At 68.5% G+C, this 15,686-nt stretch carries 8 protein-coding genes and 2 pseudogenes; 3 read left to right on the top strand and 7 right to left on the bottom strand.

Annotated elements, in window-relative coordinates:
* The 6 genes and pseudogenes from AC2H6A_RS11300 to AC2H6A_RS11275 all read right to left on the bottom strand — a co-directional run.
* Positions 1 to 674 (bottom strand): annotated as a pseudogene (locus AC2H6A_RS11300) (hypothetical protein); the annotation flags it as partial.
* Positions 667 to 2,088, bottom strand: a complete 1,422-nt coding sequence (locus AC2H6A_RS11295) for an AAA family ATPase (RefSeq protein WP_484273562.1) — start codon at positions 2,086 to 2,088, stop codon at positions 667 to 669. The gene AC2H6A_RS11295 and the pseudogene AC2H6A_RS11300, both read right to left, overlap by 8 nt.
* A gap of 76 nt (positions 2,089 to 2,164) precedes the next feature.
* Positions 2,165 to 3,280 carry a cell division protein ZapE gene (gene zapE, locus AC2H6A_RS11290; protein ID WP_484273560.1) on the bottom strand — a complete coding sequence of 372 codons (1,116 nt, stop codon included), beginning with the start codon at positions 3,278 to 3,280 and terminating at the stop codon, positions 2,165 to 2,167.
* Positions 3,277 to 4,707: a dihydrolipoyl dehydrogenase gene (lpdA, locus tag AC2H6A_RS11285; RefSeq protein ID WP_484273559.1), complete on the bottom strand. Its 1,431-nt coding sequence runs from the start codon at positions 4,705 to 4,707 to the stop codon at positions 3,277 to 3,279. The genes zapE and lpdA overlap by 4 nt, the downstream gene beginning before the upstream one ends.
* A 12-nt stretch (positions 4,708 to 4,719) precedes the next feature.
* Entirely contained in the window at positions 4,720 to 6,012 is a 1,293-nt protein-coding gene (odhB, locus tag AC2H6A_RS11280) for a 2-oxoglutarate dehydrogenase complex dihydrolipoyllysine-residue succinyltransferase (RefSeq protein WP_484273558.1), read from the bottom strand.
* Positions 6,013 to 6,165: 153 nt separating this feature from the next.
* Positions 6,166 to 9,027, bottom strand: a complete 2,862-nt coding sequence (locus AC2H6A_RS11275; protein ID WP_484273557.1) for a 2-oxoglutarate dehydrogenase E1 component — start codon at positions 9,025 to 9,027, stop codon at positions 6,166 to 6,168.
* A 395-nt stretch (positions 9,028 to 9,422) separates the two neighbouring features.
* Here AC2H6A_RS11275 and AC2H6A_RS11270 point away from each other — a divergent pair.
* The 3 genes and pseudogenes from AC2H6A_RS11270 (at position 9,423) to AC2H6A_RS11260 (ending at position 14,189) form a co-directional block, all read left to right on the top strand.
* Positions 9,423 to 11,241 (top strand): annotated as a pseudogene (locus AC2H6A_RS11270) (FAD-dependent oxidoreductase).
* A gap of 3 nt (positions 11,242 to 11,244) precedes the next feature.
* Positions 11,245 to 13,101 (top strand): 2-oxoacid:acceptor oxidoreductase subunit alpha, encoded by a 1,857-nt coding sequence (locus AC2H6A_RS11265; protein ID WP_484273556.1) that lies wholly within the window; start codon positions 11,245 to 11,247, stop codon positions 13,099 to 13,101.
* Positions 13,102 to 13,133: 32 nt separating this feature from the next.
* Positions 13,134 to 14,189 (top strand): 2-oxoacid:ferredoxin oxidoreductase subunit beta, encoded by a 1,056-nt coding sequence (locus AC2H6A_RS11260; RefSeq protein WP_484273555.1) that lies wholly within the window; start codon positions 13,134 to 13,136, stop codon positions 14,187 to 14,189.
* Positions 14,190 to 14,280: 91 nt separating this feature from the next.
* Here the strand turns inward: AC2H6A_RS11260 and gltA are convergent, their stop codons facing one another.
* On the bottom strand, positions 14,281 to 15,588 hold the full coding sequence (gene gltA / locus AC2H6A_RS11255; protein WP_484273554.1) for a citrate synthase: 1,308 nt from the start codon (positions 15,586 to 15,588) through the stop codon (positions 14,281 to 14,283).
* Positions 15,589 to 15,686 lie beyond the last annotated feature (98 nt).

Raw genomic sequence — 15,686 nt, 5'->3', positions numbered from 1 at the left:
GGCAGCGCAACCGGCGCGGGCTCCATCACCTCGGCGGGGCGCTGCCGCCCCAGCCGGGCGATCAGCGCGGCCAGACCCGGCATGCCGGCCATGCGCTCGCGCGCCGCGAGCATGTCCTGCCAGGCCTGTGAGCGCAGCAGGCCCGAGAGCTCGCTCCAGCGCGATGCGTTGAGCACCCCATCGAGCGACTCGAACAGGCGCAGGAACTGGCGCAGTTCCTCGCCGCGCTCGGCCCAGTCGGCACGGAATGCCTGGGCGCAGGCGGCCACCGCGCCGGCGCGACCCAGCTGCGGGCTGAGCAGGCTGATGCGATCGATGTGCCACAGGGCCATGCGCTGCAGCTGCTCGACCGCGGCGGGCTGGCCGCGGGTGAGCATGCCCACCCTGGGATCGGCAAGGATGGAATTGAAGGCCTCGGCCACGGCCGGATCGGGCCAGCCCTCGGAGGCGACCAGGCGGGCATCACCCCCGAGCAGGCGTTCCCGCCAGGCCGCGAGCGCCGGGAATCGCTCGAAGAAGCCCGACTCGGTGTGCACCAGCGCCGGCAGCCAGAGCGCCCGTCCAAGCGCGTCAAGCGGCGCGAAGCGGCGTTCGAGGGCCAGGGGATCGAACAGCACGCCAGACAGCGTACCGGCGCCGTCGTCGGCCTGCGGCAGCCCGGACGACTCAGTCATCGAGCCGCACCGGCTCGGGCACCCGCCCGTCATCGCCCTCGGTGACCGGCAGCGCGGCAAAGGCGGCGCGGGTATCGCGCAAGGCGGCCTGGCAGGCCAGCACCCGCTCGCAGTTGGCCCGCAGCACCGCAAGGACCTGCTGCGCGAAGGCCGGCGCGACCCAGAGATTGGCCGCGAGCTGTTCCCCGAGCAGCCGCTCATGAGCCAGTGCGGTGCTGGTGAAGCGCTCGACCTCGCCGAGCAGCTGATCGATCTGTGCCAGCCGCGCCGCGATGTGGCCGGCGCTGTAACGCTTGCGCCGGCTGAAGGCCGACAGTCGCGGCGCCCCCTCGCCGAGTTCGCTGCCCTCGGCTCCGCCCACCGAGCGCATGAGCGCAAGCTTGCCGGAATCGTCGAAGGCGAGCTCGGTCGCGCTCGACTCGAGCTCGAGCTGCCGCTCGAAGGCCTGCGCGGCCCGCCACAACCACTGCGGATCGACCTCGGCCCCGGCACCGAGCGATGCCGCCAGCCATTCGCGCAGCGGCTCGTGTTCCTCGGCGCGCTCACAGACCAGCCAGGGCAGCACGCACAGGTCGGCCGCCGCGACGGCATCACGGCCATTGGCCAGCGCCGCCACCCGCAGCACCGCCACGATCCGCACCCAGCGGCGGTCCGACACCGGCACCGCGGCTGCGCGCAGCCGCTCGCGCAGCGCGAGCAGCAGGGCCACCACCGCTGGCGGCAGCGCGACCGCCGCCGCGCGCTCACGCAGCGCCTGGAGCGCCGAAAGATCCAGTGGCGAGGGCGTGGCCCGCGTGGATGCATCGGCGCCGATAGGCAGGCCGTCCGCGGATGCGCCCGCCACCAGCAGCTGCCCGAAGGCCTGATCGCTCACCGGGGGCACCGGGCAACGGAACAGGAAACGGTCGTGGAAGGCGGCCAGACCGGGATCGTCAGGCGGTTCGTTGCTCGCCGCCACCAGCGTCACCAGAGGTACGGCCAGGCGCTGCGCGCCCTGGTCGAACACCCGTTCGTTGAGCAGACCGAGCAGGGCATTGAGGATGGCCGAATTGGCCTTGAACACCTCGTCGAGGAAGGCCACGCTCGCGGTGGGCAGGTAACCTCGCACCTCGCGCTCGTAGCGGCCCTCGTCGAGCGCGACGAGCGACAAGGGGCCGAAGAGCTCCTCGGGCACACTGAAACGGGTGAGCAGACGCTCGAAGTACGCGCCGCCGGCCAGGCGGTGCAGGCGCCGCGCCAGCTCGCTCTTGGCGGTGCCGGGCGGACCGACGAGCAGAAGATGCTCACCGCTGAGCAGGGCCAGCACCAGACAGCGGGCCTGCTCCTCGCGCTCGATCAGGCCGTGGCCGACCACGGCGATCAGGGCTCTCAGACCCGGCGGCTGGAGCCGGGCGGCAGTCTCGGCAGCGCTCATCCGGGCATCTTACGACAGCGTTGCCGGGTCCCGACGCAGGCCGGCCGACGGGTCCGTCCGAGGCCCGCCGCCGCGCTCAGGTGAGCGCGCCTGCGGCGCCGCGACGCGGCGCCTCGAGGTACTCGCGCGACTGCATCTCGACGATGCGGCTCACCGTGCGCTGGAACTCCACCGCCATCGCACCCGCGGTGTAGAGCTCCTCGGGCGGGCACTGCGCCGACATCAGCAGCTTGACCCGCTGGTCATAGAAGACATCGATCAGCCAGACGAAGCGGCGCGCCTCGGATGCCATGGCCGCGCTCATGCGCGGGATGTCCGAGAGCACCACGGTGTGGAACAGGCGCGACAGCTCGAGGTAGTCGTTCTGCGAGCGCGGCCCGCCGCACAGCGTGCGGAAGTCGAACCAGACCACGCCGCCGGCACGGCGCAGCGCGCGCAGCTCGCGGTTCTCGATCAGCAGGCGCGGATCGTCATCACGGGTCTCGGCCAGCGCCGCGAAAGCCTCGCGCAGCGCGGCGTCGGCCTGCGCGCCGAGCGGGCAGTGGTAGGCGCGCACCTGCTCGAGGGAGCGGCGCCGGTAGTCGACACCCACATCGACGCAGAGCACATCGAGCTGACGCTGCAGCAGCTCGATGGCCGGCAGGATGCGATCGCGGTGCAGCCCGTCGGGATAGAGCCCCGAGGGCGCGTAGTTGGAGGTGATCACGAAGGTGACGCCGTTGGCAAAGAGCCCGCGCATCAGCCGGTCGAGGATCATCGCATCGGCGATGTCCGAGACATGGAACTCGTCGAAGCAGATCAGCCGGTAGCGGCGCGCTATGCGGCGCGCCACCTCATCGAGCGGATCGGCGCTGCCCTTGAGCTCGTCGAGCTCGCGGTGCACGCCCCGCATGAACTCGTGAAAGTGCACACGGAACTTGCGCACCACCGGCACGGTGCCGAAGAAGCAGTCCATGAGGAAGCTCTTGCCCCGGCCCACGCCGCCATGCAGCCACACGCCCCGTGGCACCGCCGGGCGCGAGAGCAGCTTGCGCAGCGGGTTGGCCCGCTGCGCCTTGAACACCACCAGTTCATCGTGCAGGCGCTGCAGCCTATCGATGGCGGCCAGCTGCGCGGCGTCGGCCTGGTAGCCACGCTCGGCGAGCGCGGCCTGGTAGGCCGCGCGCACATCTCCGACGGCGTTCGCGCTCACATGTTCAGCGCGCGGCGATCGGTGGCCAGTGCCGCCTCGCGCATCACTTCCGACAACGAGGGATGCGGGTGGCAGACCCGCGCGATGTCCTCGGCCGAGGCCCGGAATTCCATCGCCACCGCCGCCTCGGCAATCAGGTCGGAGGCCCCGGTGCCGATGATGTGCACACCGAGCACCTCGTCGGTGGTGGCGTCGGCCAGCACCTTCACGAAACCCTCGGCCGCATCCATGCCCAACGCCCGGCCGTTGGCCGCGAACGGGAACTGGCCGGCCTTGTAGGCGCGCCCCTCGGCGGTGAGCTGCTGCTCGGTGCGCCCCACCCAGGCGATCTCGGGCGAGGTGTAGATCACCCAGGGTATGCAGTTGTAGTCGATGTGCGGCTGCTGGCCGGCGATCAGCTCGGCCACCATCACGCCCTCGTCCTCGCCCTTGTGGGCGAGCATCGGGCCGCGCACCACATCGCCGATCGCGAACACGCCCGGCAGGCGGGTGCGGCAATGATCATCGACCTCGATGAAGCCGCGGGCATCGGTGCCCAGGCCGATCGCCTCCAGCCCCAGGTTTTCGGTGTTGGGCACCCGGCCTACCGACACGATCAGCCGGTCGACCTCGAGTACCTGCGCCGCACCCTGGGCGTCGGTGTAGGGCACCCGCACGCCGGCCTCGCCCACGCTCACCTCGCCGAGCTTCACCCCGAGGTGGATGGCCAGCCCCTGGCGGGTGAAGATCTTCCAGGCCTCCTTCGAGACCGCCTCGTCGCAGGCCCCCAGGAAGCCGGGCGGTGCCTCGAGCACCGTCACCGAGGCACCCAGCCGGCGCCACACCGAGCCGAGTTCCAGCCCGATGACGCCGGCGCCGATCACACCCAGGCGCGCCGGCACGGCGTCGAAGGACAGCGCGCCCTCGTTGTCGCACACCAGACGGTTGTCCACCGGCAGGCCGGGCAGGTGCCGGGCCTTGGACCCGGTGGCGATGATCACCTGCCGGGCCTGCGCCTCGGACTCGCCCTGTGCGCCGCTGACCGCCATGCGATAGACCCCGTCGGCCTGGCCCACGAAGCGGCCATGGCCCTTGAGCCAGGTGATCTTGTTCTTGCGGAACAGGAACTCGATGCCCTTGGTCATCTTGCTCACGATGCCGTCCTTGCGGGCGATCATCTTCGCGAGATTCAGGCTCACCCCTTTCACCTCGATACCGTGGGCGTCGAGGTGCGAGGCGTGCTCGTAGGCCTCCGAGGAGGCAAGCAGCGCCTTCGAGGGAATGCAGCCGACATTCAGGCAGGTGCCGCCCAGCGCGGGTGTGCCGGCCGGGCTGAGCCACTTCTCGACCACCGCCACCTTGAATCCGAGCTGCGCGGCGCGGATCGCCGCGATGTACCCGGCCGGCCCGGCGCCGATCACGATCAGGTCATGGATGTTTTCGCTCATGCCAGGCTCCGGTCAGAGATCGAGCAGCAGGCGGGCCGGATCTTCCAGCGCCTCCTTGATGGCCACCAGGAACAGCACCGCCTCGCGGCCGTCGATGATCCGGTGGTCGTACGAGAGGGCGAGGTAGTTGATCGGACGCACCACCACCTGACCGTTCTCCACCACCGCGCGGTCCTTGGTGGCGTGCACGCCCAGGATCGCCGACTGCGGCGGGTTGATGATCGGCGTGGAGAGCATCGAGCCGAAGACCCCGCCATTGGAGATCGAGAAGGTGCCGCCGGTGAGTTCCTCCAGACCGAGCTTGCCCTCGCCGGCCCGCTTGCCGTAATCGCCGATCTGCTTTTCGATCTGCGCGAAGCTGAGCTGATCGGCATTGCGCACCACCGGCACCACCAGACCGCGCGGCGAGCCCACCGCCACGCCGATGTCGAAGTAGCCGTGGTAGACGATGTCGGTGCCGTCGACCGAGGCGTTGACCACCGGGAACTTCTTGAGCGCGTGCACTGCCGCCTTCACGAAGAAGGACATGAAGCCCAGCCGCGCGCCATGCTCCTTCTCGAAGCGATCGACATAGCGGCGGCGCATGTCCATCACCGGCTGCATGTTGACCTCGTTGAAGGTGGTGAGGATGGCGTTGGTCGATTGCGACTGCACCAGACGCTCGGCCACCCGCTGACGCAGGCGCGACATCGCCACGCGCTGCTCGGGCCGGCCCTCGAGGAGCTTGGCGGGGTCGATCGGGGCGCTGACCTGCGGCAGCGCTGCCGGCGCCGAGGCGGCGGGAATCGCGGCTGGCGCGGCCGCCGGTGCCGGTGCCGGTGCCGGCGCGCTGATCGCGGCCAGCACATCGCCCTTGGTGACGCGGCCGTCACGCCCCGTGCCGCTCACCTGGCCGGCGGACAGCTGGTTCTCGGCCATGAGCTTGGCGGCGGCAGGCATGGCCACATGACCCATGGCGCCACCGCTCGCGGCCGCAACCGGCGCGGCAGCCGGGGCAGCTGCCTGAGCGGGCGCGCCGGCGGGGGCCGGGTCACTCGCCGCGGCCGCAGCCGCACCGGCAGCCGCATCGGTGTCGATGATGGCGATCACTTCCCCGGCCACCACGGTGGCGCCGTCGGGCTTGAGCTGTCGTGCGATCACGCCGCCATCGGGGGCGGGCAGTTCGAGCACCACCTTGTCGGTCTCGATGTCGATCAGATTCTCGTCGCGCGAGACCGCCTCACCCGGCTTCTTGTGCCACTGCAGCAGGGTTGCCTCGGCAACCGACTCGGAGAGTTGCGGAACCTTCACTTCGATCAATGCCATGTCCAGACTCCTGTCGCTGGTATTTGCTGGATGTGCCCATGGCGCGGCCCGCGCGCATCACGCGGGCGCCGGCCACCGGGCATTCGATGATGGGTTTGGCCGGCCGGCACGCGGACGTGCCCCCAGGGGCCGTCCGCGCCAGGCCGGCAACGGTCAGGTCTTGCTGCGGGCGCGGCTGCGGGTCTCGCCCAGCGCTGCGGCGATCAGGTCCTTCTGCTGCGCGTAGTGCTTGTCGTAGTAGCCCACCGCCGGCGAGGCCGAGGCCGGCCGTCCGGCATAGCTAAGCTTCTGGCCTTCCTTGAGGGCCTCCTGGATGTGGTGCTGCACATAGAACCAGTAGCCCTGGTTCTGCGGCTCATCCTGGCACCAGACCACCTGGGTGGCGGCCGGATAGCGCTTCATCTCGTTCTCGAAGGTCTTGTGGGCGAACGGATAGAGCTGCTCCACGCGCAGCAGCGCAACATCATCGAGCTCGCGCTCGCGCCGTGCCGCGAGCAGGTCGTAGTAGACCTTGCCCGAGCACAGCACCACCTTGCGGACCTTGCGCGGATCGATGCTGGCCTGGGTTTCGCCGATGATGGTCTGGAAGCCGCCGCGCGAGAACTCCTCGAGCGAGGACACCGCCTCCTTGTTGCGCAGCAGGCTCTTGGGCGTGAGGATGACCAGCGGCTTGCGGAACAAGCGGATCATCTGGCGGCGCAGCAGGTGGAAGATCTGCGCCGGCGTGGTGGGCTGGCAGACCTGCATGTTGTGCTCGGCGCACAGCTGCAGGAATCGCTCCACCCGGGCCGAGGAGTGCTCGGGCCCCTGCCCTTCATAGCCGTGCGGCAGCATCATGGTCAGGCCCGAGACCCGGCCCCACTTGGTCTCGCCCGAGCTGATGAACTGGTCGATCACCACCTGCGCGCCGTTCACGAAATCGCCGAACTGCGCCTCCCAGACCACCAGGGTGTTGGGCTCGGCGGTGGAGTAGCCGTACTCGAAGCCGAGCACCGCCTCCTCGGAGAGCACCGAGTCGATCACCGTGAACTGGCCCTGGTTGTCGGCCACGTGCTCGAGCGGGATGTAGTAGCCCGAATCCCACTTCTCGCGGTTCTGGTCGTGCAGCACCGCGTGCCGATGGGTGAAGGTGCCGCGGCCGGAGTCCTGGCCCGACAGGCGCACGCCGAAGCCCGAGGACAGCAGCGTGGCAAACGCCAGGTGCTCGCCCATGCCCCAGTCGAGCGGCAGGTCGCCGGCGGCCATGGCGCGCCGGTCGGCGATGACCTTCTCGACCAGCGGATGGATCTTCACGCTGCCGGGCACCGTGGTGATCCGCTCGGCGATGCGGCGCAGCTCGGCCTTGGGCACGGCGGTGTCGGCGGCATCGGTCCACTTGCGGTTCAGGAAGGGCATCCAGTCGACCGCGAACTTGCCCTTGAAGTTGGACAGCACCGGGTCGGCGGTGTGCCGGCCCTCGTCCATGGCGGCGCGAAAGCGCCGCACCAGTTCGTCGCCGTGCCCCGCGGGAATGATGCCCTGGGCGATCAGCTTGTCGGCATAGAGCTTGCGGGTGCCGGGATGCTGGGCGATCTTCTTGTACATCAGCGGCTGGGTGACCGCGGGGGTGTCCTGCTCGTTGTGGCCGAGCCGGCGGAAGCAGACGATGTCCACCACCACATCCTTGGCGAATTCGCGCCGGAAATCGAGCGCGATCTGCGTGGCGTAGACCACCGCATCGGGATCGTCGCCGTTCACATGCAGCACCGGCGCCTCGATCATCTTGACGACATCGGAGCAGTAGGTGGTCGAGCCCTTGTCACGCGGATCGGAGGTGGTGAAGCCGATCTGGTTGTTGATCACGATGTGCACCGTGCCGAAGGTGCCGTAGCCGCGGGTCTGGGCAAGGTTCAGGGTCTCCATGACCACGCCCTGGCCGGCAAAGGCGGCGTCGCCGTGCACGATCACCGGCAGCACCTGCGAGCCGTCCTTGTCGCCGCGACGATCCAGACGCGCCTTGCACGAGCCCTCAACCACGGGATTGACGATCTCGAGGTGCGAGGGATTGAACGCGAGCGACAGGTGCACCGGCCCGCCGGGGGTGGAGACATCGCTCGAGAAACCCTGGTGGTACTTGACGTCGCCGGCGGGCAGATCGTCGGCGTGGCGACCCTCGAATTCGGCGAACAGGTCGGCGGGCATCTTGCCCAGGGTATTGACCAGCACGTTCAGGCGGCCGCGGTGGGCCATGCCGATCACGATCTCCTGGACGCCGCCCTCACCGGCGCGCTGGATGAGTTCGTCCATGGCCGCGATGAAGCTCTCGCCGCCTTCCAGCGAGAAGCGCTTCTGGCCGACATACTTGGTGTGCAGGTATTTCTCGATGCCCTCGGCGGCGGTCAGCCGCTCGAGGATGCGCCGACGCTTGTCGGGGCTGAAGCTGGGGCGGGCGCGGGTGGACTCGAGCCGCTCCTGCAGCCAGCGCTTCTGGGCGGGGTCGGCGATGTACATGAACTCGGCGCCGATGGTGCCGCAGTAGGTCTCGCGCAGCGCCCGCAGGATGTCGCGCAGGGTGGCCTGCTCGAACCCGAAGTAGGTGTTGCTGGTGGAGTAGATGTTGGCGTGGTCGCCTTCACTGAAGTCGTAGAAGCCCGGCTCGAGCTCGGGGATGGGCGGGCGCTCCTGGCGCTTCAGGGGATCGAGGTCGGCCCAGCGCGAGCCGAGAAATCGGTAGGCGGCCACCAGCTGCTGCACATAGACCTGCTTGCGGGCAGTGGAGGCATCGCCGCCCATGACCCGCGGCTGCAGGGTGCCGTCCTTGGCGCGCTCGGCAAAGCTCTGGACGATGGGGGCGTGGGCGACGTCACGCGTCTGCGGATTGCCGTCGGCCGCGGGCACATGCTGCAGGTTGTCGAAGTATTCGCGCCAGCGTTCCGGGACTGATCCCGGGTTGTTGAGGTAACTCTCGTAGAGTTCCTCGACGTAGGGCGCGTTGCCGCCGAACAGGTACGAGTTCGACTGGAATGCTTTCATCATGGCGCTTCACCTTTCTCAACGAGTTTCTCGTCGAAGATGCTCGATCGCCGCATGAGCGTGGGGCGACGATCGACGAACCGCACCCGGCTTCCGGGTTAGGGTTCGAGACCTCTGGCAGTGATGACGATGGCTCAGTTCATGGGTCTGTCTTCGGCTGAGCCGCGATGGTATCACCGCGGGTGAGCCGCCCGCCATGACGCGAGCGCACCGCCCGGCCTGCGGCGCGAGCCGGCTGGCGGCGAAAACGGCTCATCGCCGGTTTCAACAAATGAATCGCGGACATTCCCGTCTGCGCCGGCGGCTTCCGGCCCCGTGACGCCCGGCATAGACTGCGCCGGCAGGAGACATCCCCGACAAAGGCGCCCTCGCGCGCCCCGGACGCTGGAGGAAGCAAGTTGCAGCCCACCGACATCCGCAATCCCGACTACTTTCACAAGGTGGTCGATTGCCAATGGGCCTGCCCGGCCCACACCCCGGTTCCCGAGTACATCCGCCTGATCGCCGCCGGGCGCTACAGCGATGCCTACATGGTCAACTGGAAGTCCAATGTCTTCCCCGGCATCCTCGGACGCACCTGCGACCGGCCCTGTGAACCCGCCTGCCGACGCGGCCGCGTCGAGGAAGCGCAGCAGGAGCGGCCCGAACCGGTGGCCATCTGCCGCCTGAAACGGGTGGCCGCCGATTTCAAGGACGACATCTCGGCGCGCCTGCCGCCGCCGGCGGCCCGGTCCAACGGCCGGCGCATCGCCTGCGTGGGCGCCGGCCCGGCCTCGCTCACCGTGGCCCGCGACCTCGCCCCGCTCGGCTATCAGGTGACGGTGTTCGATCGAGACACCCGCGCCGGCGGCATGATCCGCTCGCAGATTCCGCGCTTTCGTCTGCCCGCCGAGGTGATCGACGAGGAGACCGGCTATGTGCTGAGTCTGGGCGTGGCGTTCCGCGCCGGCGTGGAGATCAGCTCCATGAAGTCGCTGCTCGCCGAGGGCTACGACGCGGTGTTCGTGGGCTCCGGCGCGCCGCGCGGCCGCGACCTCGACCTGCCCGGTCGCCAGGAAGCGGCGGCCAACATCCGTGTGGGCATCGAGTGGCTCTCCTCGGTCCTTCGGCCATGTCGAGAAGATCGGCCGGCGCGTGATCGTGCTGGGCGGCGGCAACACCGCCATGGACTGCTGCCGCACCGCCCGCCGCCTCGGCGGCGACAGCGTCAAGGTGATCGTGCGCTCCGGCTACGACGAGATGAAGGCCTCGCCCTGGGAGAAGGAAGACGCCATCCACGAGGGCATCCCCATCCTCAACTTCCTGGTGCCCAAGGCCTTCCTCCACGACAACGGCCGCCTCACCGGGATGAGCTTCGAGAAGGTGCGCGCCGAGTACGACGCCAAGGGCCGTCGCAACCTCGTGCCCACCGGCGAGCCCGACACGATCGTCGAGTGCGACGATGTCCTGATCGCGGTCGGCCAGGAGAACGCCTTCCCCTGGATCGAGGCCGATACCGGCATCGAGTTCGACCGCTGGGGCATGCCGGTGCTCGACCAGGTCACGCTCCAGTCCACCCTGCCGCGGGTGTTCTTCGGCGGCGATTCGGCCCTGGGCCCCAAGAACATCATCTGGGCCGTGGCCCATGGCCATGATGCCGCCGTGTCGATCGACCGCTTCCTCAACGGCGAGGATGTCCGCGAGCGCCCCGCGCCGGGCGTCAATCTCGTGTCCCAGAAGATGGGCATCCACGAGTGGAGCTACGACAACGAGGTGGCGCCCGAAGCCCGCAACAAGGTGCCCTGGCGCGACATCAACAAGGCGCTGCGCGACATCAAGGTCGAGGTGGAACTCGGCTTCGACCCCGCCACCGCCCTGAAGGAGGCGCAGCGCTGCCTGAACTGCGATGTGCAGACGGTGTTCAACGCCGGCCAGTGCATCGAGTGCGATGCCTGCGTCGACATCTGCCCCACCGACTGCATCACCTTCACCGCCAACGGCGAGGAAGCCGACCTGCGCACCCGGCTGCGCGCGCCGGCCCGTCACACCGACCAGAGCCTGTATGTGTCGCCCGACCTGAAGACCGGCCGCGTGATGGTCAAGGACGAGGATGTGTGCCTGCACTGCGGCCTGTGCGCCGAGCGCTGCCCCACCGGCGCCTGGGACATGCACAAGTTCCTGCTGACCACGACCCACGCCGGCCCGGGATGCCGGACGCCCCAGCGAAAGGCAGCCTGAGCCATGAACGCCCCTGCTCCCCGCCGCATCGCCGGCATCAACGACTTCGTGATCAAGTTCGCCAATGTCAACGGCTCCGGCTCGGCATCGGCCAACGAGATGTTCGCCAAGAGCTTCCTGCGCATGGGCGTGCCGGTCAGCCCGCGCAACATCTTCCCGTCGAACATCCAGGGTCTGCCCACCTGGTACGAGGTTCGGGTGACCGAGAAGGGCTACCTCGGCCGACGCGGCGGCGTCGACATGATGGTCGCCATGAACCCGCAGACCTGGGACAAGGACATCGCCGAGATCGAGCCGGGCGGCTACCTGTTCTATGACAGCACCCGGCCGCTGGCGCCGGGCCGCGTGCGTGCCGATGTGCATGTGATCGGCGTGCCGCTCACCGAGATGTGCAACGCGGCCTACCAGGATCCGCGGGAGCGCCAGCTGCTCAAGAACATCATGTACGTGGGCGCGCTGGCCTGCATGCTCGAGATCGAACCCGATGTGGTGCCCAGGCTGCTGGGCGAGCAGTACAAGGGCAAGCAGAAGCTGATGGAGCCCAACCTCGACGCCTTCCGCAAAGGCTACGAGTACGCCGCGCAGCATCTGGCCGATGCCTGCGATCTGAAGGTGTGCCGTGCCGACAATGTCGGCGAGAAGATCTTCATCGACGGCAACGCCGCCGCCGCGCTGGGCTGCGTCTACGGTGGCGCCAGCGTGTGCGCCTGGTACCCGATCACCCCGTCCTCGTCAGTGGCCGAGGCCTTCCAGAACTATTGCTCGCGCCTGCGGGTCGACAAGGAGACCGGCGAGAACCGGTTTGCGATCGTGCAGGCCGAAGACGAGCTGGCCTCGATCGGCATGGTGGTGGGCGCCGGCTGGAACGGCGCGCGAGCCTTCACCGCCACCTCGGGCCCCGGCATCTCGCTGATGACCGAGTTCATCGGCCTGGCCTACTTCGCCGAGATCCCGGTCACCATCATCGATGTGCAGCGCGGCGGCCCCTCCACCGGCATGCCCACCCGCACCCAGCAGGCCGACCTCTTCGCCTGCGCCTATGCCTCGCACGGCGACACTAAGCATGTGCTGCTGCTGCCCGAGGATCCGCACGAGTGCTTCGAGTTCTCGGCGCTGGCGCTCGACCTCGCCGACCGGCTGCAGACCCCGGTGTTCGTCATGACCGACCTCGACATCGGCATGAACCAGCGCCTCACCCAGCCCTTTGTCTGGGACGATGCCCGCGAGTTCGACCGCGGCAAGGTCATGACCCACGAGCAGCTCGAGGCCGGCCAGGTCTTCGGCCGCTACAACGATGTCGACGGCGACGGTATCCCCTACCGCACCTACCCGGGTACGCACCCCAACCGCGGCGCCTACTTCACCCGCGGCACCACCAAGGACCGCTTCGCGCGCTACTCCGAGGCGGGGCCCGACTATGTCGAGAATGTCACCCGGCTGCTGCGCAAGTTCGAGACCGCCCGCAAGCTGGTGCCGCCCTCGGTGCTCAAGCCGGCCTCGCAGAAGACCCGTTTCGGGGTGATCTACTTCGGCTCGACCAGCCCGGCCATGGCCGAGGCCAGCGATGTGCTCGAGGCCGATGGCGTTCATGCCGACCTGCTGCGGGTGCGCGGCTTTCCCTTCGACGCCGCGGTCGAGCGATTCCTCGAGGATCACGACACCGTGTTCGTCGTGGAGCAGAACCGCGACGGCCAGCTGCGCTCGATGCTGATCAACGAACTCGATGCATCCCCGGCCGCCGTGGTGCCCATCCTGCACTTCGACGGCACGCCGATCACCGCCCGGTTCATCGTGCGCGAGATCGGCGACCGCATCCGCGGCAGCAATGTCGAGCCGATCACCCGCGGCAAGGCTGCCTGAGCCGGCACACCGCACGCACACCAGGGCACGCGATGACCTACATCACCAAACCCCAGCTCCATCACCCCACCCTGCCCTACAACTCGCTCGGTTACACCCGCCGCGACTACGAGGGCAAGATCTCCACCCTGTGCGCCGGCTGCGGCCACGATTCGATTTCGGCGGCCATCATCCAGGCCTGCTGGGACCTCAGCATCGAGCCGCACCGCGTGGCCAAGCTCTCGGGCATCGGCTGCTCGTCGAAGACGCCCGACTACTTCCTCGGCAACTCGCATGGCTTCAACACCGTGCACGGCCGCATGCCCTCGGTGCTCACCGGCGCCAACCTCGCCAATCGCGAGCTGATCTACCTGGGCGTGTCAGGCGACGGCGACTCCGCCTCGATCGGCCTGGGGCAGTTCGCGCACGCCATGCGCCGCGGCGTGAACATGACCTACATCGTCGAGAACAACGGCGTCTACGGTCTCACCAAGGGTCAGTTCTCGGCCACCGCCGACCAGGGCTCCAAGTCGAAGAAGGGCATCGTCAACAGCGACTCGCCCATCGACCTGGTGGCCATGGCGCTGCAGCTCGGGGCGACCTTCGTGGGCCGCAGCTTCTCGGGCGACAAGGAGCAGCTCGTGCCGCTGATCAAGGCGGCGCTCGCGCATCCCGGGGCGGCCTTCATCGATGTGGTCAGCCCCTGCGTGGCCTTCAACAACCACGCCGGCAGCACCAAGAGCTACGACTATGTGCGCGAGCACAACGAGGCGGTCAACAAGATCGACTTCATGCCGCGCCGCTCGGAAATCACCGCAGCCTACGCCCCGGGCGAGGTCACCGAGGTCACCCAGCACGACGGTTCGGTGCTGCGGCTGCGCAAGATCGCCACCGACTATGACGCCACCGACCGGCTGGGCGCGATGTCCTATATCGCCACCCACCAGGCCCGCGGCGAGGTGGTCACCGGTCTGCTCTATGTCGATCCGCAAGCCCAGGACCTGCATGCCCATCTGAGCACACCGGCCAGGCCCTTCAACACCATGGGCGCGGCGCAGCTGTGTCCGGGCTCGGCGGCGCTGGAGCGGATCAACCAGTCGCTGCGCTGACGCCTGCGCGCCCTTCAGCAACAAGGGCGCCCTAGGGCGCCCTTTGTCTTTCCTGGGCCCGGGCTCACGCCGGGCCCGGATTCAGGCCGGATCAGCGATTGCCGATCGCCTGGACATCGCGCCGGGTGGCGCCGGTGAAGAGCTGACGCGGACGGCCGATCTTCTGGTCAGGGTCGGAGATCATCTCGTTCCACTGCGCGATCCAGCCGACGGTGCGGGCCAGCGCGAAGATGCAGGTGAACATCGAGGTGGGGATGCCCAGCGCCTTCTGCACGATGCCCGAGTAGAAGTCGACGTTCGGGTAGAGCTTGCGCTGCACGAAGTAGTCGTCCTCGAGGGCGATCTTTTCGAGCGCCATGGCCAGCGCGAACGAAGGGTCGTTCTCCAGGCCGAGCTCGCCGAGCACCTCGTAGCAGGTCTCGCGCATGAGCTTGGCGCGCGGATCGTAGTTCTTGTAGACCCGGTGCCCGAAGCCCATGAGCTTCACCGAGGAATTCTTGTCCTTGACCTTGGCCACGAACTCGCCGATGCGCGCCACGCCGCCCTGGGCCTGGATGTCGTCGAGCATCTCGAGGCAGGCCTCGTTGGCGCCGCCGTGGGCCGGGCCCCACAGGGTGGCGATGCCGGCGGCGATGCAGGCGAAGGGGTTCGCGCCCGAGGAGCCGGCCAGCCGCACGGTGGAGGTGGAGGCGTTCTGCTCATGATCGGCGTGCAGGATCAGGATGCGATCGAGCGCGCGCACCAGGACTTCATTGGGGTGGTAGTCCTCGCAGGGGGTGCCGAACATCATGCGCATGAAGTTCGCCGAGTAGGAGAGCTCGTTGCGCGGGTACATGAACGGCTGGCCCGTGGAGTACTTGTAGGCCATGGCCACCAGCGTGGGCATCTTGGCCACCAGGCGGATGGCCGAGATGAAGCGGTGCTCGGGGTTCTGGATGTCGAGGGAGTCGTGGTAAAAGGCCGAGAGCGCGCCCACGCAGCCCACCAGCACCGCCATCGGGTGCGCGTCACGACGGAAGCCCTGGAAGAAGCGGGTCATCTGCTCGTGGACCATGGTGTGGATGGTCACCCGGCGCACGAAGTCCTTCTTCTGGGCGATGTTGGGCAGGTCGCCGTTGAGCAGCAGGTAGCAGGTCTCGAGATAGTCGCAGTTCACCGCGAGCTGCTCGATCGGGTAGCCGCGGTAGAGCAGCTCGCCCTTGTCGCCGTCAATGTAGGTGATCTTCGATTCGCACGAGGCGGTGGACAGGAAGCCGGGGTCGAAGGTGAACTTCCCGCTTGCCCCGTAGAGCTTGCGGATGTCGACGACATCAGGACCCACCGTGCCCGGGTAGACCGGAAACTCGACGGAGGGCGTGCCATCCGAGAACGAGAGTGTGGCTTTCTGCTGCGTGGTCATGGCGGAGGTCCCCTGGATCGGTCGGTTGGGCGAAGGCGGAGTTCGGTCAGAGCTGGCGCAGTTGCGCGAGAACGCGCACCGCAGCCGGCGTGGCGGCC

The organism is Quisquiliibacterium sp. (assembly GCF_982640115.1).
The sequence above is the reverse complement of the archived record's forward strand: the minus strand, read 5'-3'. Positions and strand labels throughout refer to the sequence as shown.

Coding starts and splice junctions, on each gene's coding strand:
- AC2H6A_RS11295 (WP_484273562.1), bottom strand. CDS start 2,088: ATGAGCGCTGCCGAGACTGCCGCCCGGCTCCAGCCGCCGGGTCTGAGA.
- lpdA (WP_484273559.1), bottom strand. CDS start 4,707: ATGAGCGAAAACATCCATGACCTGATCGTGATCGGCGCCGGGCCGGCC.
- odhB (WP_484273558.1), bottom strand. CDS start 6,012: ATGGCATTGATCGAAGTGAAGGTTCCGCAACTCTCCGAGTCGGTTGCC.
- AC2H6A_RS11275 (WP_484273557.1), bottom strand. CDS start 9,027: ATGATGAAAGCATTCCAGTCGAACTCGTACCTGTTCGGCGGCAACGCG.
- AC2H6A_RS11265 (WP_484273556.1), top strand. CDS start 11,245: ATGAACGCCCCTGCTCCCCGCCGCATCGCCGGCATCAACGACTTCGTG.
- AC2H6A_RS11260 (WP_484273555.1), top strand. CDS start 13,134: ATGACCTACATCACCAAACCCCAGCTCCATCACCCCACCCTGCCCTAC.
- gltA (WP_484273554.1), bottom strand. CDS start 15,588: ATGACCACGCAGCAGAAAGCCACACTCTCGTTCTCGGATGGCACGCCC.